Source organism: Curvivirga aplysinae (assembly GCF_009711445.1).
Classification (GTDB): Bacteria; Pseudomonadota; Alphaproteobacteria; order UBA8366; family Aestuariispiraceae; genus Curvivirga; species Curvivirga aplysinae.
In genome coordinates this window covers 1-20,319 of sequence record NZ_SMMC01000178.1, presented here as the reverse complement: position 1 = coordinate 20,319, position 20,319 = coordinate 1, and the positions used below count along the sequence as shown (strand labels likewise).

Annotated in this window: 13 protein-coding genes; 8 read left to right on the top strand and 5 right to left on the bottom strand. The window is 40.8% G+C overall.

Features of this window, described 5'->3' with window-relative positions:
• The 8 genes from E1160_RS09115 (at position 1) to E1160_RS09080 (ending at position 15,184) form a co-directional block, all read left to right on the top strand.
• Complete coding sequence (locus E1160_RS09115; protein ID WP_155154841.1) at positions 1-168, top strand: DUF1427 family protein; 168 nt, start codon at positions 1-3, stop codon at positions 166-168.
• A gap of 599 nt (positions 169-767) precedes the next feature.
• The gene (locus E1160_RS09110; RefSeq protein WP_155154840.1) at positions 768-2,471 is read left to right on the top strand and encodes a ShlB/FhaC/HecB family hemolysin secretion/activation protein; all 1,704 of its coding nucleotides are present in this window, start codon (positions 768-770) and stop codon (positions 2,469-2,471) included.
• 45 nt (positions 2,472-2,516) lie between these two features.
• Positions 2,517-9,929: a hemagglutinin repeat-containing protein gene (locus tag E1160_RS09105; RefSeq protein WP_155154839.1), complete on the top strand. Its 7,413-nt coding sequence runs from the start codon at positions 2,517-2,519 to the stop codon at positions 9,927-9,929.
• Between the two features lie 16 nt (positions 9,930-9,945).
• Positions 9,946-10,182: a hypothetical protein gene (locus E1160_RS09100; RefSeq protein ID WP_155154838.1), complete on the top strand. Its 237-nt coding sequence runs from the start codon at positions 9,946-9,948 to the stop codon at positions 10,180-10,182.
• Positions 10,183-10,473: 291 nt separating this feature from the next.
• Positions 10,474-10,875, top strand: coding sequence for a hypothetical protein (locus E1160_RS09095; protein ID WP_155154837.1), 402 nt, complete (start codon positions 10,474-10,476; stop codon positions 10,873-10,875).
• Positions 10,876-10,901: 26 nt separating this feature from the next.
• Positions 10,902-11,216 carry a hemagglutinin repeat-containing protein gene (locus E1160_RS09090; RefSeq protein WP_155154836.1) on the top strand — a complete coding sequence of 105 codons (315 nt, stop codon included), beginning with the start codon at positions 10,902-10,904 and terminating at the stop codon, positions 11,214-11,216.
• Between the two features lie 177 nt (positions 11,217-11,393).
• Complete coding sequence (locus E1160_RS09085; protein ID WP_218048812.1) at positions 11,394-14,198, top strand: DUF637 domain-containing protein; 2,805 nt, start codon at positions 11,394-11,396, stop codon at positions 14,196-14,198.
• A 308-nt stretch (positions 14,199-14,506) separates the two neighbouring features.
• On the top strand, positions 14,507-15,184 hold the full coding sequence (locus tag E1160_RS09080; protein ID WP_218048811.1) for a substrate-binding periplasmic protein: 678 nt from the start codon (positions 14,507-14,509) through the stop codon (positions 15,182-15,184).
• 470 nt (positions 15,185-15,654) lie between these two features.
• Here E1160_RS09080 and E1160_RS09075 read toward each other — a convergent pair whose 3' ends face one another.
• From E1160_RS09075 to sigZ, 5 genes are all read right to left on the bottom strand, one after another.
• Positions 15,655-16,179: a c-type cytochrome gene (locus E1160_RS09075; protein WP_218048810.1), complete on the bottom strand. Its 525-nt coding sequence runs from the start codon at positions 16,177-16,179 to the stop codon at positions 15,655-15,657.
• A 49-nt stretch (positions 16,180-16,228) separates the two neighbouring features.
• Positions 16,229-17,518, bottom strand: coding sequence for a sulfite dehydrogenase (gene soxC, locus E1160_RS09070; RefSeq protein ID WP_218048809.1), 1,290 nt, complete (start codon positions 17,516-17,518; stop codon positions 16,229-16,231).
• Positions 17,519-17,582: 64 nt separating this feature from the next.
• Positions 17,583-18,326, bottom strand: a complete 744-nt coding sequence (locus E1160_RS09065; protein ID WP_155154831.1) for an SDR family oxidoreductase — start codon at positions 18,324-18,326, stop codon at positions 17,583-17,585.
• A gap of 15 nt (positions 18,327-18,341) precedes the next feature.
• Positions 18,342-19,559, bottom strand: coding sequence for a MalY/PatB family protein (locus tag E1160_RS09060; protein WP_155154830.1), 1,218 nt, complete (start codon positions 19,557-19,559; stop codon positions 18,342-18,344).
• A gap of 120 nt (positions 19,560-19,679) precedes the next feature.
• Complete coding sequence (gene sigZ, locus E1160_RS09055; protein WP_155154829.1) at positions 19,680-20,225, bottom strand: RNA polymerase sigma factor SigZ; 546 nt, start codon at positions 20,223-20,225, stop codon at positions 19,680-19,682.
• Positions 20,226-20,319 lie beyond the last annotated feature (94 nt).

Below are 20,319 nucleotides of genomic sequence, written 5' to 3'. Positions count from 1 at the left end.
ATGCTAAGTCTAAATGCATTCATTGGAATCATCTTGGGCCTCGTAATCGGGGGAATATGCCGATGGTTTGATTTACCTTTACCTGCACCACCAAAATTAGTGGGGGCACTTCTTGTTGTTTGTATGACGATTGGTTTCATGACGGGACAATATTTCAGATATACTTAATATTGTATCAATCTAACTATTTGATTTGAGATATAGACAATTTTATACGTCACTTAACAGTGAGCAATGCTCTGGGGTTATCGTAAGGCCCTATTGAACTGATATTTCGGATTGAAGGTTTTATAAATGTTTAAGTTGACTATTGTGATCTGCGTATTGTTTTTCTTAGAACTCCAACCGATACAAAAAAGTATAAAATAATAACGCGAACCCATATTTTATGTGTTCGCGTTTTATGTGTCATTCCATTCTAATTCCATGAGTCACTTCACGATCAGCATTATGAAAGCTAAGGTTTGCTCAGCGGATATTCCGTATAGATTTTGATTGATGTCTCCTAAATTGGGACTGAACTGATGTGCAATAAAATGAGAATGGGTCAACGATTTAGCACCTGCATTTCTCGCCTAATACACTTAAAAGATAAATTTTGAAATAAATCCAAATCGAAAGTTGTTGAAAGCCATTCTTAAGTTAGTTAGATAGCTATAAATTTATTGGGTGAATTAACTAATTGGGCTCGCTAATAGAGAGTGATTTATGCATAAATAATTGTGCATGTTTCAAGCATTCTATTTACGAGTGGGGTGTAGAGGGGCATGAACCAATTTTTAATTGGGGCAGGTTTTGTTTTGATTGCGTCAGGCACAGCTTTCGCAAACACTGTAACCACGCCTGAATACCTTCAGCAGCAACAGAATATTATTATACAGCAAGAACAGCAACGTCAGCATGAAAGAGACTTGCTGAATGATAAGGAACCGCCAAAACGTATACTACCGGAAAATCCAAACAAGGGGTTAACAGCAGATCCCAATGTTTGTTTTGAGTTTCATGAAGTCACGTTTCAAGGTTCTGAACATTTTTCTGATGAAGAGTTAAAAATCCTTGTTTCTGGTTATCTTAATGACTGCGTTACTTTAGAAGATTTACAACATCTACTTAGCGAATTGAATACGTATCTAAGTGACTTGGGGTATATCACCACAAGAGCTTATCTACATTCACAAGATTTATCTGATGGAATACTGAGTATTTTCATTCAGGATGGTAACATTGAATCTATCAGCCTATTTGAAAATGAAGAGCCGCGTATAGAAGGTTTAACCGTTTTTCCGACACAAGATGGAGCTTTGTTGAGCCTGCGTGACCTGGAACAAGGTATAGATCAAATTAATCGCCTTCAATCGTTCGACGCCAAGTTGGATTTACAACCAGGTTCTAAAGAAGGTTTAAGTGTTGTTGATGTGAATGTGACCAGAACAAAGCCTGTATCATTAACCATATCAACGGATAATAATGGCTCAGACTCAACAGGCGTTAGGCAATATACCTTTAATGCCGTCGCAGAAGATTTCTTTGGCATTTATGATCAATGGAATTTGAATGTCGCCCATGATGGCGAACATAATCAAGATTTGTTGGCTAAAAAAAGCATGAGTTTGAGTTGGTCAATCCCCCTAGGATATTCATCAATCCGGGGGTTCAGTAGTTACTATAAATATCAAACCAGTTTTAGCAGTTCTAATCAGGTGTTTGAATCAAAAGGAAATAGTACCAGTCATAGCTTAGAGCTTGATCACGTAATGATGAGAGATCAAGTATCTAAAACGGGCTTCAACATTGGTATCAATTTTCAAAATGATCGAAATTATATCGAAGAAACTTATCTAGAAGAAAGCAGTAGAAAATTATCCTCTTTAGCATTGGAGGTATGGGATAGTCGCCGTCTGGGGGATGGCAGTTTGTCTTCCTCATTGGGGTTGGAACAAGGATTACGAATTCTTGGGGCTAAGGAGGATAGCGGTCTTTCCCCAAATGATCCTGAGGCTCAATTCCTTAAATGGATAAGTTCTGTTCAATTTTATTATCCTTTTCAATTTGAAACAGAGAAATTGGGAATAAGTAATTCTGTTACTTTTCAGTATAGCAAGGACGAATTGTTTGGTTCAGAGCAAATCGGTGCTGGCGGTCAATATAGCGTGCGTGGCTATCGCAATAACAGTATTTCTGGCGACACAGGTGGATATATCAGAAATGAAATTATCTGGTATCCACAGATAGATCATCAGCTTTTTGATGGAACAAATATAGAGACTTTTATTGCCTATGATGCGGGATGGATTAGATCGGATCTGAATGATGCATTTGAAGGGGGGCGCGTTTCCGGTTCAGCGTTGGGAATGCGCGTCAATGGGGAATATTTGATTGCGGAAATCACATATGAAAAACCGCTAACAGGTGCCTTTTCCTTCGATAAGGAAGGCAGTTCCATACGTGCCAGTGTTGGTATCAAGTTATGAATTCAGCCATTGAGTTCATAAAGTTATAATTGAGTGAGATAAGTAATGTTGTTCTATAAGTATATGCAAAAATTCTACTATAAGAATAATTACAAATATTTAATCAATCTATCAAAGAAAATATTTACTTCTTTTGTTGGATTAAGTTTCCTCGCCCAATCTATCGTGCCTTCTTACGCGACTGATATTACCATTGACCCATCAAGTGCTAATACGTCGATGACAACGTCTATTAATGGAACGCCAGTATTGAACATTGCGACACCTACTGGCAATGGTGTTTCACATAATAAATTTAAGAATTTCAATGTAAGTTCGAAGAATCTGGTTGTGAATAATAGCTCTGATGCGGGTATCTCAAAGCTTGGAGGTGGTGTATTAGGGAATGCCAATCTGCAAAAAGGTAACGAAGCACGTTTGATTTTAAACGAAGTTACAGGGGCAACGCGTTCACAATTAACAGGTGCTATAGAGTTATTTGGCAGTTCAGCGCCGTTGGTACTTGCCAATCCTAATGGTATTACTTGTGATGGCTGTGGTTTTATTAACACACCAAGAGCATCTCTAATTACCGGAAATGTTAACTCGAATAGTCTTCATTCCCTTAATCCACAGTTTGATTTAAGTCAGGAAAATGTGCAGATTGGTCCCAATGGGTTGAACTTTGGGGATGCGACTTCTGGAGAAATCATTTCCAGATTGGTTGAGCTTAATGGGGATATTCATGGTGGCGCTGTTGATATTGTGACGGGCTATGGGAAATATGATTTCCAGTCTAAGTCATTTACTGAGCAAACCATCGATAATGCGACAAAACCCAGTTTCTCAATCGACTCTACGCTGTTAGGGGGGATATATGCCGGGCGTATCTCTTTGGTTGCCAATGAAAATGGCGTTGGGGTAAAGGCCCCAGATAATATGTCGGCATCCTTAGGCGATATGCGCCTTACCGCAGATGGTCAGCTTATCGTTAAGAATCTGGATGCTAATGGATCAGTCTATCTTGAAAGCAAGTCTGATAATATTGATTTACAGGGTACAATTGCAGCCAAGAAGAATATTAACGCATCGGCACAAGATATTACGCTTGCCACAACAAAAGAGCTCGCGGCACAAGAAAACATCAATATTTCTGGCACCAATCTATCTGTAAATACGGGGTCAAAAATTGTTGCGGGTGGCTCAATTGATGTTGACACAACAAGTGATCTTAACAATGCAGGTGTGATCGGCGCAACGGGTCAATTGCAAGTTACCAGTCAGGATAGTCTCACAAACTCTGGGGATATGACGGGTGATACTGTAGATGTCACTGCACATGGTAATTTTGAACAATCCGGGAATATAGAGGCCTTAACAACAGCAACGATCAATGCCACATCCACAATGAATATGTCAGGGAATATCCTTTCCTTACAAGATTTCACTTTGAACAGTCATCAACTCACAATGTCGAATACGGCAAACCTTAAAGCTGATGAAGATATTGAGATTGCCCTTACACAAGATTCAACATTGGATGGGGAGATAGTTGCAGGCGAAAATATTAAGGTAACCGCACAAAACAATTTAACATCCAATGCATTGATACAAGCCCCAAATTTGGCATTTGCCATCGGTTCAAACTTTACCAGTAAAGACAGAATAATCAGTGGTAGTGATCTGACTTTCACAAATGAGGGCAGCAGTTTCACCAATGAGGGGGAAGTGGTTCTATCAGGAACTCTGTCTCACGAAGGAAAAGTTACGAATGCGGACGGCGGGAAAATTGTCGCTAGTGACGATTTGTCAATTGTCGTTAACGCGTTGGAAAATGCAGGTGATATTGATGCGACTGGGTTAACCATCACCAGTGCCGATACAATTGAAAATAGCGCAACAGGTACAATTGATGTCGGCGCAAATGGTTTAACTATCAATGTTGTGAATAATTTGACAAATGCCGGACAGGTTCAAACTGAAGGGGCATTCGATGCGACCGCTAAGGGTCTAACCAACAGTAATAATTTATTTGCGGCACGTAGTTTAAATCTCTCCCTAACAGATGCCATTGATAATACGGGTACAATTACGGGGGATGAGAGTTTAACCACCTCCTTTGCCGCGGCTGCTACAACTCCATTGGTGACCGATGGTCAGTGGATCAGTAGTGGTGATCTATCTTTAACAGGGTTAAGTGACTGGACTAATACTGGTTTGCTGATGGTTAAAGGAGATTTAATCGTTGAAGCAACGGGAGATGTTCTTAACAGTGAAGGTAGTATCATCGCCTTGAGTGATCTGTCTATCACTGGGGATGCTGGTGGTAAGGCGAACTCTATCGTTAATGAATCCGGTCTTATCCAAAGTGATGATGGAACTATCACTCTAAAAGCTGACACGATTACCAACACGCGTAAGAACTTGGTTGTTGTTGACGGCAAAGTTTTTGATAAAACCTATCATGAAACAGCAAATTCTTTGCCTAACATAAATTCCGTGCCGGGGGCATCTATCTCTGGTGCCGGTTATGCTTATCTGACGGATGGTAGTACGGTTGTGATCCCACATCCAGACCGTGGTATGGCTTATGCGGCCTATTATGATTACGGCTCTGTTAGAGTTCGGCAATATAAGACTGAATTGGCAGGTGGTGCTCGCGGCACAATCCAGTCTGGCCAAAATATCGTTATCGAAGCAAACACGCTTAACAATAATTACAGCACTATCGCTGCAACCGGAGATATTGATATATCTGGTGTGGATTTGAATAACTCAGGTCTTGCCTTAACCAGCAAGCTCTATTTCACTGGAGATCAAAGTGCTGGGTTTAATAGATGCTTAGGTGGTCCATGTAAATGGTTTGACCAGAAAGGATCTCATCTTCTTGTTGAAACTACCTCTGCCGGCGTTGAGGCCGCGATCATTCAGGCTGGTGGCAATGTTAACTTAAACTTAACAGGCACCTTAACTAATAACAGTGATGTGGAAGAAGGTATTTCCTTTTTACCTGGCGTAGCTGTTACGGTTGATAGTATTGATAAAGGTGAGCGCGCTGCTCTTGATTATAGTTCCATTGCACAAGGGGCATCTTTAGCCGCCTTTAATGGGGTGGAAGGAAGCCTTCAAGCAAACCCGTCAGAACCACTTGCAAGTGTCGAGAGTAGTAACGAGGCTTTATTTGAATTTCTGTCGAATAGTGTTGCTGGTTTTAAAAGCCTTTTTGGGGATGCAGCACCAAATGAAGAAACCTTATATGAAACACGTTTTGCTTATGCTGATTTAGGGCAATTCTATGGGTCCGATTACTTTATTGATAGTTTACCGGATTATACCATTCCTGCGGATGTGAAGCGTTTAGGGGATTCCTATATGGATACCCGCTTGATCCATGAACAAATTCAGCAACAAACTGGCAAACGGTGGCTTGATCCATCGGTGACAGATGACAGTGCCCAAATGAAAAACTTGCTGGATGCGGGTGTTCAATATGCCAATGATATGAATATTGCACCGGGGATTTGGTTATCACAAGAACAAATCAATAATCTCAATGAAGATTTGGTTTGGTATGTGGAGATGGTCATTGATGGTCAACGGGTTCTTGTTCCAAAAGTTTATCTGGCAAGTACGACAGATGCTGAAATTACAGATACAGGCGCTTTGATTGCCTCTGGCGGGGATCTCACCGCAACTGTTGCAGAGTTTGCCAATCAAGGTGGTGATGTTTTAGTTGCAAAAAATGCACAAATCACTGCATCTGGCGACATTGTTAATGAATCAGGTCAGATTATTGTTGAGGAAGATTTAACGCTTACCTCAACGTTAGGGAATGTTGAGAATAAAACCGTAACAATTACCCATCAGAACCATATTAATATTCATAAAGATTTAATGCATCAGCATGGTCTTATTCAGTCTGGAAGAAATCTTCAAATTGATGCGGCTAGTAAGATCAATATTCTTGGGGCCACCGTCACCGCAACAGATGATATTACCTTGAATGCGAATGATGATGTAACAATTTCAGCTGTCGCACAAAAAGATAAATACAACTACTCAGAAACATCGGGACAGACAGTTACAGGCGATAATACTACTTGGCATGGATCAAACGTGGCCGCAGGGAATGATATAACGATCAACAGTGGCAATGACATTAATGTGGAAGGTAGTGTTCTACTTTCCAATAACGATCTAAATCTTGATGCGGGCAATAATGTCAATATCGCGAATTTAAAAGATGTCAAAGATGAAACCGCCGATATAAGGAAGAAAGGCTTTATGTCTTCTTCTGCCCATGTTGTGGATGAGTATGAAGAAACTATTGTTTCTTCAATGCTGGGTGCTGGTGGCAATGTGAATATCAGAGCGGGCGAAGATATTACCATTCAGGCATCTGATGTGATTAGCAATGGAAATATTGATCTGGAAGCAGGAACATCCGGTTCAACCACGGCAGATATTCTGATTTCTTCGGATCAAAGTCGAAGTTATCGATATGAAATGAAGCAAAAGACGGGCTTTGGTAGTTTTACAGATTTAATAAAAACAATTGGTACAGCGCCTATCCCGGGCACGTCCGGTGAAGCGGAAATCTGGTCTCGAACGACAAATGAAAATACGGATGTATCTGTTGTTAATCGTGGCAGTGAACTTTCAGCAGGCGGCAATATTACCATCACAGCGCCAGATAATGTTGGTGTGGTTGCGTCAACTGTCACTGCGGACGGGGATGTTACTCTTGATGCTGGTACAGATGTAGTTATTGTTTCTGCACAAGACCTTGAACAACATTCCTCTCGTCAGGAAAAAGAATCGATTGTCTTTGAATATGATTTTGCTTTGAAAGATCGCGCGGAACTTTTCGCAGGCGTCCGCACAGAGACAAATAGCCAAACATTTGAAGGTAGCTATAATGCCAGATCACAGATTACCGCAGGCAATGATCTAAATGTCACCGCAGGACGTGATATTAGTCAGATTTCATCGGATATTGCTTCTGGTCGCGATACCACATTGGATGCTGGGCGTGATGTCATTATCGAAACTAATCATGATATTGAAGATATTACTTCTGAACGCCAGATGCTACAAAGTGGCTTTCTTGCCTATGGCGAAGAAAATGTATCTGGTGCGGTTGAAGCCTTACAAAATTACAAACGTAACCTAGGCAGTGGCAAAGGTAGCACAACGAATAAGGCAGTCACTGCCTTATCAGAAACTTTAAGCACAATTGATACAATCACCGGGGCTGTGAGTGAGACCGTATCCGCAGGTATTGGTTTCAGCACCAGCGGGGAAAAATCTTCTTCCCAAACTCATTATGAAACCACAGCCTTACCCACCGTTGATGTGGGACGTGATTTAACAATTACTTCTGGTGAAGATACCGTTTTACATGGGGCGCAAGTCACTGTAGGGGGCGATGCGAGTATCGATGCGGGCGAAAATTTAGTAATCACCTCTGCACAGGATATCGCAGCCCATAATGATGACTCAGCTTCCTTTGATGCCTTTATCGGCCTTGGGGCCTCTGCAGGTGCCGGCGGGGCCGCAATTGGTGTGCGTGGTAGTGCCAATATTGATCTGTCGGAATATGATGCCATTGCCGAAGCACAACGAAACGCAATATTGAATGTCGGGGGAAGTTTAACGACCACGTCCGGGGACGATACAATTATTGCCGGGGCTGATATCACCGCAGATGAAATCATTGATATGACTGTGGGTGGGGATTTATCTGTGATCTCTCGTCAAGATACAAGTTCAAGTGATGGTAAGTCTTTCTCTGCGGGAGCCTCGGCGACAGTTGGTTATGGGGTAAGTGTTTCTGCGCATTTATCAAATAGCCGTACTGAATCAGAGCGTGCTTATGTAGATAATCAAACACGCATTGTTGCGGGAGATGATCTGAATATCAATGTGGGAGATCATACTCAGCTGGATGGGGCGATACTGGCCTCTCAAGAGGGGGATGTCACTCTTGATACAGAAAGCTTTGCATATTCAAATATCAATGATCACGACTATTTTAATCAAACCAGCACATCTTTGTCCGGTTCTGGTGGGAATTCGGATACCAGCACCACAAATGGCAGTATTGGTTTTAGCAATAGCAGTGTTGAAACCAAAGGTATTACCCGTGCCACTGTTGCCAGTCCGAATGGTAATACTACCATCACCATTAGATCTAATCCCGATCAGGATATCTCCGACCTCAACACGGATTTAGACAAAGCACAAGAAACCACAAGGCATGATGAATCTGCAATCAATGTCTATGTCAGTAGTAATTCTTTAAAAGAATTAACATCTGGGTTTGAGCAAACACGTGGTGCTGTATCCGAACTTGTTACCAAGATTGATAATTTACTAAACCCTATCAAACTTGAAATCATTAATAACCAACAGGGGTTACAAGCTAACCTTGCACAGCAAGCAGCCTTATTGAAAGAACAGGGGTTAAGTAACAGGGACATCAACAAGATTTTGAATAATCCTATTTACCAATCCGCAATGGTTGATTTTTTGGCTGCGGAGGAAATTTCGGGAAGAGCAGAAGTTATTTCGGGATCTGATGGTAACAGTGGGGACGGGCTTGATATCACTATTAGGCCTACAAAACATAGATTAATTGGGCTGTCGGTTATGGATGGTCTGGTTAAGATGGACACTTATATAGATAGTCTTCCTACTGAAGAAGCTGCTACCGCTTTATTAGCCGTTCAAGTATTAACAGGTGGTCCGTTAAAAACATTAATTGCAACCGCAGCCAGTGTTGCAATAGAGACGGTGGCAGGAGCAGAGATAGATGAACTGAAGCAGGAAGTATCGAAGTTAGCCTTAGCGGGCATACTTGATTACAGTGTTGATAATATTGAATATGATTTATCTTCTGATCCAGAGATATCGGCTTCTACTCAAAGTTATGTAGATGCAGCAGGATTTGCAGTTTTTGCTCTACTAGGATTGAAACTGGGGGGTAAAAAAGGTAATGGTGGAGATGGTACTAAGGGTGGGCAGCGTCCCCCAGTAAACAACCCGACAGCAGCACAGGTTGCAACTGCTGAGAAATTAGGTGTTGATCCAAGGTGGGTGAAATCCGACGGCACCCCAGATTGGCCTACCAAAGCTAATAGTGGATTTGACGGAGGCTTTGATGGCCCACCAACAATTAAAGAACTGCAACCTGGACAAACATTTGATAGATATGGTGGGCGCTTTGATGAAAAAGGTAACTTTACAGATACAGGCTCGTTCGTTGCGCCAAAGGAGGTCCCTTTTGATCAACGTTCATTACCAAATTCTAGTAAAAATTCACCTTACAGACAGTATGAAGTTTTAAAACCAATTCCAGAGGTAAAATCTGGAAAGGCAGCTCCTTGGTTTGGTAAGCCAGGTGGAGGTATTCAGCATCAATTGCCTATGAGTATTGATGAGTTGGTAGATCAGGGCTTTATCAAACTAGTTAATTAATTGAGAGGTTATCATAATGTTGGATAAAGTAATGGAATATTTTTTTAAGTATGCGGAAGAACAGGAAAACCCATATGAAAAGTTCCCTTTAGGCACAGAAGTTGATGAATTCGGAGGGCCTTATATTGAAATAACGAATTCAGGAAAAATGGCAATTGTAGCAAAAGATCGGGGTGAAGAGTGTTTTAGAAAAGAAACTACTTCACCTGAAGTGTTAGCAAGATGGGTGTATGAACAGTTTAATAAAGAATAATATTGTTGGGATAAACGTCTCTGTAAATGTATATCGAATTGACTATTCCATGAGCATTACAATGAATTTTCCTCACGAATTATGAGAAATAAAAAATATACAGGGCCAATTCTTAGTAATTTACAAATGGAAACGGTTGAAACAAATAAGTTTGGACGTCAAGTTGATGTTGGAAGAATCATAGGAATTGATCAAAATGGAAATAATGTTTCCACAATAACAATTATAACGAACCGTCGTGGAGAGCTTATTAATGTGTTCCCCGGTCTTCTAAATTGATAGCAGGTTATTATGCAGGGCATTTCAGTATATGAAAGAAATGGCGATAAACGCCTAGTATACCATACATTTCATGAAAAAAACGGTGCTTATCTCGAACGAGAGAACGAGTCGGAAACTTTTATGGTTTTGACGGATGTTGATGATTGTGATCCTTCGAGTTTTTACACTGTTGAGTCGTTTGTAGCTTTGATTGCAGACCTGGAGCAGGTTATCAGAGAAGCTTCAAGTCAAGGTGATTATGAATTGCAAAACCATTTAACCGAGATACTTGTCCTTTGTCGGTTCTGTTTATGGAATGTCGGGCAGTTTACACTCGTGATCTCTCCTTTTGAATATGTGCCGTTCGAAGAAATTCCGAGCGAACTACCTGAAAATTATAAAAAAGGGCTTTCGGCTTTGCTTTTGCCTTGACTTGCATTTTTTATGAAAGCATTGATATGACTGTGGGCGGGGATTTATCTGTTATCTCCCGTCAGGATACAAGTTCAGGTGATGCAAAATCCTTCTCTGCGGGAGCCTCGGCGACAGTTGGTTATGGGGTAAGTGTTTCTGCGCATTTATCAAATAGCCGTACTGAATCAGAGCGTGCTTATGTAGATAATCAAACACGCATTGTTGCGGGAGATGATCTGAATATCAATGTGGGAGATCATACTCAGCTGGATGGGGCGATACTGGCCTCTCAAGGGGGGGATGTCACTCTTGATACAGAAAACGTTGCATATTTAGATATCCGTGAAGGATTATCTTAATTTAACATATACATATTTATCCGAGGCTGGTTAGAATTCTACTACTAACATTAGCGCTTAATTCAATCTGAATGAGAATATTTCCGCTACTAGTACTAGATGATTTTCTCAATTTTTTTGATTTTAAAGAGGGAAATTTATAACCGCGAACCCATATTTTATGGATTCGCGTTTTATGTGTCACAATTCTCATTTTATGTGTCACTTCACACCAGTATCAAAGCGGGTGAAGAGATTTCGCTCAAAGCACGCAAAGATTTAGAACTGGTTGGGTCCAAATTGGAAGCGGGCGAAGATATCTTCCTTGAAGCGACCGAAGGCGGCATTCGTCTCCTGACGGCACGCGATAGTACATTTGAATCCCTAGAAAAGAATTATGAAGGCAAAGCCTGGTTCAAGATGCATAGCCAAGGCGAAATTGCCGAAACTGTGTCTATGGTCTTGATGGAAGCCCAAGGCAGTATCAACTTCAAATCTGCCGAAGGGATCACGGTTGAATATCGTGAAAGTGGCAACCTTCTAGAAGATGCAGCTGCTTTATCCAAATTACCGGGCCTTGAATGGATGGAAGAGGCCCTTGAACGTGATGATATTGATTGGGTCGCGGTTCAGGAACATTACGAAAGCTGGGATGAGAAAAACGAAGGCATGACCGGCGCCGCCATGGCGGTGGTGGCCATTGCCGTGGCTGTTGTAACCGCTGGTACTGGTTTGGCTGCGGCAGTAAGTACAGCTGCCTCTTCTGCGGCGACGGGTGCAGGTGCTTCTGCTGCTGTTGCGGCGGGTGTGGGCGCTGCTGCTAAAGCTGCAGTTATCTCATCTCTCACGCAACTCACCGTTGGGACAATCAACGGTAAGGGTAATATCTTTGATGGAATTAAGCATACCGTATCTCGTGAAGGACTTGAAAGTATTGTCATGAGCGCGTTGACGGCTGCTTTGACAGCGGGAATTACCTCTGCGGCTGGGGTAGAAGCAACAGGTAATGCTGCAGGTGGTGCGACCGCAACTGACTTTGATTTTACTGACTTAAACTCTATCCAAGATACCGTGAAGAACCAGTTAATCAGCGCAGCTGTTAAAGCAAGTGTGAATACTGCATTTGGGAATGGTGAACTTGGAGATAATCTAAAATCTGCCCTAGTGACAGCCGCCGTGAATGTGGCATCTTCGCAAATCTATCAAGCGATCGGTGATTTTGCTGCGGGTAAGTTTAATGATGATCTTGGTTTAGGCGACGGGTTTAAACTTGAAGATGGATCTGTTGAAAAGATACTACTTCATGCTGTTGCCGGATGTGGTATCGGCGAAGCACGAAGTGGCGGCTGTTTTGCCGGGGCGATTGGGGCAGGCCTACAAGAGGCGTTGGGGGATACATATGAAGCCATCACCTCGGACAAACAAAATCAAGCTCAATTAGCAGGCTTAGTCGCTGCGGTTGCTGTTGCTCTATCCGGTGGGGATGCGGATGCCGTCAATACGGCCAATGCAACTGCCTATGATGCAAACCTTTACAATCGCCAACTTCATACAGAAGAAATACAAGCCATTCAAAAAGAAGCTACCCGTTTAGCAAATGAAGAAGGTGCTACACGCAATGCCGCTCAATGGGAAGCTTTGCTGATTCAGGCAGCTTTATCAGAAGTCGACGGTCAATGGGCTTCTACTTTGTTGGAAGCTGATCCGGAAGCATTAGCCATTATTGGTCGCATGGCGGCAGAAAACTCTGACTTTGATGTCACTGTTGCAGGTAAAACAATTGCCTTTTTACAGCGTGATGACTTCTATTTAAACAGCAGTTTATTTGCCGATCACATCCGCACGAATGCTGCTGTTTATGACAATGCTTTGTCTGACTGGACGCCGCCTGGTTATGAGGCTTTGAAAGGTGTCATTCGTCCATCTAGTCTGGCACTAGTCCATTCAACTTCAATTATTGCACAAGATCAGCGTCTTGCCGTGTTTGATCCCAATGCATCGGATGCAGAGAATGAATTAAATGGTTTAACGGCTCTTGTTAAGGCTCGCTTGGATTTGCGCGAAGTTAGAGATGAAGTTAATGCGCGTATCGCAGATTTAAGGTCACAAGACAATCTTGATGCAACTGGCGAAGCCCAATTACGCCTTCTTGAACGTTCCTTCTCTACAAATTTAGCCGCTTCACAAAACAAGATACTGGCAGAAGTTGATAGCTATAAAAATACAGGCACGCTGGATGGGGTTTCTAATGCGATCAAAGGGGCTGTTTTAGAGACAGTAGACTTAGCTAGTGATGTAGTAGCTTCGCCATTTAGTGAACAGGCAAAAAATGATCTAATTCTTCGTTTAGAAGGATTACAGGCTTTCGTAAAAGATCCGACGATCTTGGTGGATTATTATACGACGATACAAGGTGAAATTGATACTGCACGTGCTGCGGGTCAGTTTGAAAAGGCAGATCGTCTTGAAGCCCAAATGATAACCGAAATACTCAGTCTAGCGTCTGGTGGGGCAAGTTTGGTGCGTGGGGTTACTGTCCTTGCAAAAAAAGCAAGCGATGGTACTATTAAAATGGTTCATAAGGTTGCTACAAATAAGGGAGTTCCTGATACTTGGACAGAGATTGGTGGTAGTGTTGGTGCAAAAATTAATGCCCCAACTGGATTTAAATCATATAGAACACCAGATGGTGACATTACTCATGTATCGCCCGCTGGTTTAAAATATGGCTATGACAAGAATTTTGGAAACCGCGTAGATCACGTGCTTGCACACACTTATCCTAACCCTAATAAGAAAAATCACACTGTATTTAATGCAAAAGGTGATGATGCATTAGCGTTAGTTGATGAAGCTTGGTCTAAGAGAGGTGCTTCATTACCTAACGACTCCAACGCATTTCTTGTAAACATGGGAAGGGCTGTAGGTACTGCAGGAGAAACCAGTATACGAGTGGTGGTTGATCCAAAAACCAATAATATTATAACTGCATATCCTCAGTAGGTGATCATGAAAATTCAATGTCCACGATGTAGGCAAGATTGGGTCAAAAAAGTTTATATAGGGATAACTGATAGGACAGTTTTCCATTGCTACGAATGTGAAGCAACATGGTTCTCAGAAGACTCTATCGAATACGCGACCTTTGTTCAGCTACATGATTATTTAGGTCGTAAGAATATTGATCCACATTCGCGTAAGACATACGATACTTTTGTAGACGATTTAGAGTGGTTTGAAATTGAGTGATATAAATATTCTGCTTTGGTTGGTTGTTGTGTAGTTCCACAATAAAAGCAAATGATCTGGAATTGATCGTAGTTACTGAAGATTGGGCTCCTTATAATTATGTCGAAGAAGGCGAGTTAAAAGGGTTTCCCGTGGAAATTGTTCACGCTATTATGCGTGAACTTGATCAAGTTTATGACATTAAAATTGTTCCTGGTGCTCGGGGGGAAATAATGTTGGAAAAATTCTCCAATGTAATTAATTTTTCTCTTTTCAGGACGCCGGAACGTGAGGCTAGGTTTCAGTGGATAGGCCCTATAGCGAATGATGAAGTGTTCTTTTATAAAAGAGCCAATGATCAGAGAATATTTAACAACATAGATGATGTCAGGGAGGTTGAGTTAGTAGCAACCCGACATTATGGATTAATAAAAAGCTATGCTGAGGGACTAGGGTTAGAAAATTTAAGCAAAACACCAAATGTAGAAGGGCAATTTAAGCACCTTCTTCTGGGTGAGGCAGATCTTTTAGTTAATTCAAGTCCTATTGGAACAAGTTATTATTTAAAACAGCTTGGTATTCCACGTTCAAAAATTCGAAGAACAAATGTGAAGTTACTTGATTTCCCACTTTATATTGCCGCTTCCAAAGAAATACCTAATTTCATTATAGACTTATGGCAAGGTAAACTGGAGGAAATTAAGAACTCTGGGGAATATGATCAGATTTATTTGAAGTATCTAGGTACTTCTACCAAATAATTGTAAACTCGAGTATGTATTTTTTAAACGGAATAATGCATCAGACACAGCTGTGCTGCCGGATGACGTTTCAATAATGGTTGTATCAGAGAATATTTTCCCATTGAAAAGGGATATAAGAATAGCGATCTTGCAAGCCGATGTTTTTAACTTCTGGTAGGATGAGTAGGTTCACTCTTAAGATATATATATCGATACCAGGAAATGCTTTAACGTCTAATTTAAATAGATGTGTATCCGCAGATCTATGAGTATTTGCATTATTTTTTTACGGCCTTAGTAACCCATTGTCGCGTATCCATTCTTTTAATCCTCACTGTAATCATTGTTTATGACCTAGAATATATTGGACTCAGAGAAAAGATTTACAGATCGTACCACAGTTTTATTCTTTCTAAGAACTGATATTTGTAGGTTAATGAAAAGCGCCGGGAAACGTTAATTACTAGTTTCAGTGGCGCTTTTTTGATCTATTGGGAATTTAGAGGCTTGCCTCTGATTTCTCCCCCTTCTTCTAGGTCCCATGCGCTAAAAGATTTATCTTTGTACGGCATTTCAATTTCTTTCAGAGTTTCACGATCTAATACGTCATTCTCACCAATTAAATTATTCAGATGGAGAATATATGCAGTTAAGGCATATACGTCAGAATCGCTCAAAGTTTTGGGAGAATGATGTGGCATACCTCTACGTATGTAATCAAATATTGTCGTTGTATTTGGCCAGGCCGCGACGGTTAGTGCGAGTAATGGATGTGGGTTCCATTCCTGATAGCCCATCTGACCTACAAGCCGAGGTGCAATACCTTTATCGCCATCCACCCCATGACAATCGACACATTGATCTTCGTAGAGAGGCTTACCGATTTTGGCTGTGCCGCTGCCGTCAGGCAAGTTTCGACCGTCGGGGTAGATCGTAATAGACCATTTATCAATTTCACTTTGCTCCATAGCTGTTCCACCTGAAGTTTTTATTTCTTCGGCACTTGTAGTCATTGGGATGCACAAGAGTATTATTGAGGCTAGAGTAGAAATTCTTTTAAGGTTAAACATAGATATTACTCACTTTACCTTCAGGGGAAATATGCCACGAATTGATGGAGTTATTGTGACCATGGGAGAAACGTGCGAAACGTGAAACCCAGTCAGCACGTGTTGGCTGGACATTACCAAATTCGTCGGTAGCTCGACTTACGAGGACAGTTTCTTTGCCGTCCCATTGCCACGGTATGGTAAAGCGTGTCATACATTTATCCATGACAGGACCTTCTAGGTGCGCATTTGCCCAAGTCTTACCGCCGTCGGCTGAAACTTCTACTTTATTAACTTTACCGCGACCCGACCAAGCAAAACCAGATATCTCATATAATCCAGATTCAGGTAATCCTTGCTTACCAGAGGGCTTGGTTATGACGGATTTTACTTCCATTGTATAAGAATACTGTCTGATCCGCCCGTCTGAAGTAACATCCATGTAGAGGCTCTGTTCATCTTTACTTTGGGATGGAATATCGGAAATTTCGATTCTGTGTAGCCATTTGACACTCATATTTCCTTCATAACCTGGGCAGAATAATCGCATCGGATAACCTTGATCCGGTCTTATTCTTTCGCCATTTTGATAAAATGCGATAATTGCATCATCATATAGTTTTTTCAGAGGAATATTGCGAACATGGTTTGCTGAGTCTGCACCTTCGCACATGGCCCACTCGCCATTGGGTTTGATGCCTGCTTCATCCAGCAGATATTTCAGTGGAACGCCTGTCCACAAAGAACCAGAAATTTGCCCATGAATGTGGCCACATGTCCAATCTAACGGTTTATCACTGATGATGTTTGGCGCTGAGTTTCCTGAGCATTCAAGGAAATGAAATCTACTAACCATTGGATAGTTCAGTAAATCTTCAACTGACCATTTCAACGCGTTCTCGACTAACCCATGTATCATAAATTGATGATTTTCAGGCGCAATATCTGGTATGCCATTATGATGTACTGAGAAATGTAAACCAGCTGGTGTTATGATACCATTCAACTGATCAAGAGGCGTAAAGGCAGCCGTGATAATGGCAGAACCATATACTTCTTCAGGAAGACGTTTTACATGATTTTCGTATTCAGAAGGTACGCCATAATCTTCGCTTGGAAAACCAGGTGTTAACATATGGTCTGGAAATTTAGAAAAATCCTTTGCGTGTGATTGAGAGGCAATTTGAGATACACCTGCAACGGATAGAAAAGTTGCTCCGGATAGCAGAAATCTCCTTCGATCTAACAACCCTCCTTTTGCAACTTCAACTTGATCCTGGGTTTTGTTTTTTACGACATGCATTTTATTATGCTCCGTTAGTAAGTATTTTAATAAAGCGCGCTTTCTAGTTTTAAACTTGATCTTTTCAAAGTTCTGCTCTTCCTCCATCTACAACTATTTCAGTCCCTAAAAGGTAGGCAGAAGAGTCGCTTGCGAGATATAGAACTGCTGAAGCAATTTCCTCAGGATTTCCCATCCTGCCAATTGGCACTTGTGCTCCAACCCTCTTGGAATATTCTTCAAAATGTTCATCTGTTTCGTTCGGGCTACGATGTATTGGTGTTTTGATTGTGCCTGGACTCACACAGTTCACCCGAATTCTTCGATCAAGGAGTTCAGCGGACATGCTTCGCGCGAAAGAACGAACAGCAGCCTTAGATGCCGATAAAACCGATTTATTCGCTGCTCCTATTCGATTGAGCCAAGATGTATTCAGAATGATTGAAGAGCCTTCCGTCATGAGAGGCAGTGTTTTTTGGATGGAAAAGAAAGTGCCTTTAACATTTACATCTATTAATCGATCAAACATTTGATAATCTGTTGTATCTATTGGAGTTGCGTAAGCAATTCCTGCATTGGCAAACATAATGTCGATATGTCCGAATTCTCGTTTTAACTGAGCATACATATCCTCAAGTTCCGAGGGCGCTGTGATATCTGCAACGATAGTAAAACAATCCTCGCCGAGCTCTTTTTTTGCTGCATGAAGTTTTTGTTCATTTGTTCCGGTTATTGCTACTTTTGCACCATTGTCTAGCATCGTTTTTGCGGTTGCTAGGCCAATTCCACTTGAGCCACCAGTTATTAATGCAATTTTGTTTTTAAGCATTTGGGTGTCCTCAAATTAACAACAGGCCTGTTTTTTGGATGCGCCATTTGTGCTTGATGCATGTGTATTTATATCGGCCAATGTTTGTTTTAAGGCGATGAACGTTTTTTGAATTTCAGATAATGGTATTGCAAAGTTAACTCGAGCAAAGCTTGTCGCATTGGAGTCAAACCATGTGCCGGGTGAAGCTCCAAATCCTGCAGTACCAAAAACTTCGATTAATCTATCACCCTCAAGATTTAGATCATTGAAATCAAGCCAGATCTGGTAGGTGCCTTCTACAGGGGAAGCCTTCACTTCCGGTAACTCAGTGCTGAGAAAATTCTTGATCCAAGATAAATTGCCTGAGAGATATTCTATGAGTTGGTCTAGCCATTCTTCACCATGTTCATATGCAGCGATTGTGGCGAAAGTGGTGAACGCATTTCCATGATCAAGATACATTGAGCTGGAAGCAGCTTTGACTCTTTGATGTAGATTTTGGTTTTCTGTGTAAATATACCCATTGGAAATACTTTGAAGGCCAAATGTTTTAGATGGTGAACCGATCAACGAAATATGATGTTCAGGATCTATTTGCATGAGACTGGTGAAAGTATGCCCCTCGTATATAATATCTGCATGAATTTCATCGCTGATGATTGTAACATTATGTTTATTTGCTATTTCTGTGAGTTCAATTAACTCATCTTTTTTCCACACACGTCCCACAGGATTATGAGGGTTACATAGAATCATCAAGTTGATATCTGGAGCACTTAATTTGTTTTCAATATCCTCTATGTTCATTTGATAATTACCATCAACAATTTCCAATGGCGATTTTACAAGTTTGCGATTAGCAGTTTGAATAACCTTAGCAAATTGATGATATGCAGGGGATTGAATTAAAATACCTTCACCTTCTTGAGTTAATTCTCTTATCAACAAAGCTATGCCGGTCAAAACACCTGATACTTGAGTGAAGTTTTCAGTTTTTAGTTCCAAAGCATGTCTTTTTTTAAACCACTTAGAGATTGCATTGAAAACGGATTCAGAATCAAACTCGTATGCGAATTGAGCTCTGTTAGCTAATCTTAATAACTCTTCTTTAATCGGATTTGCGATTACAAAATCCATGTCAGCAACCCACATGGGCGTTACATCTTCCGTTCCGAAAATGTTGTTCAACATTGATGGGCTATTTTTAATGAATTTATTTGATGTTTCTGAATGTTTACCGTCAAAAAACATAATTTATCTCCTGTTACTTTCTTATAAAGACGTAGCAGGAACTCATAAGACGAAAATTAAATGAAATTTATTTGTTCTGTTAGGCAAATTGGTTGAGATGATTAATATTTATCATATTGATTATGAGTCGTTATCGGACGGTGGTTTTACACCCTTTTTAATTTTGTAATCAATTACCTTATTGTTCATGTCGAAACTCATATGACAACAGTTATCAAAAGCGTGTCTAAGTTCTTCACGTGCTTTTTGTACGCGAGACTTTAAGGTCGAATAACTTATTCCAATATGTTCAGCATATTCTTTCTGTGGGATTTCTTGGATATCAATTGCTAATAGTAATTCTTGTTTCTCAAGGGGGAGAGTTTTTATGAGTGGTATAAGACATTCTGTGAATGGATGCTCGATTTCTGTGTATTGATATAGGCTTTCACAATATGGGGTAGAGGTGTTTTTGGTTCTTCGATAGAAATCAATAATCGCATTCTTAGAAATTTGATATATCCATGTTTTTAAGCATTTTGATGATTGTAGGGTATGGTGTTTTGAATGGATACGCATGAGTATTTCTTGCAAAAGTTCTTCCGTATCGTGATCATTTGATACTTTACTTTTGATGTAAAATGTTAATTCATTTTTATAGTCTGACCAAATTTTCTCTGTGTTCATACCCGACCTATTTTATCTTTTTATATTTCTACTATACAAAAAATGATTTTTGTTGCATAGCACTTGACGCATAGAGGGTCTAGGTATATATGAG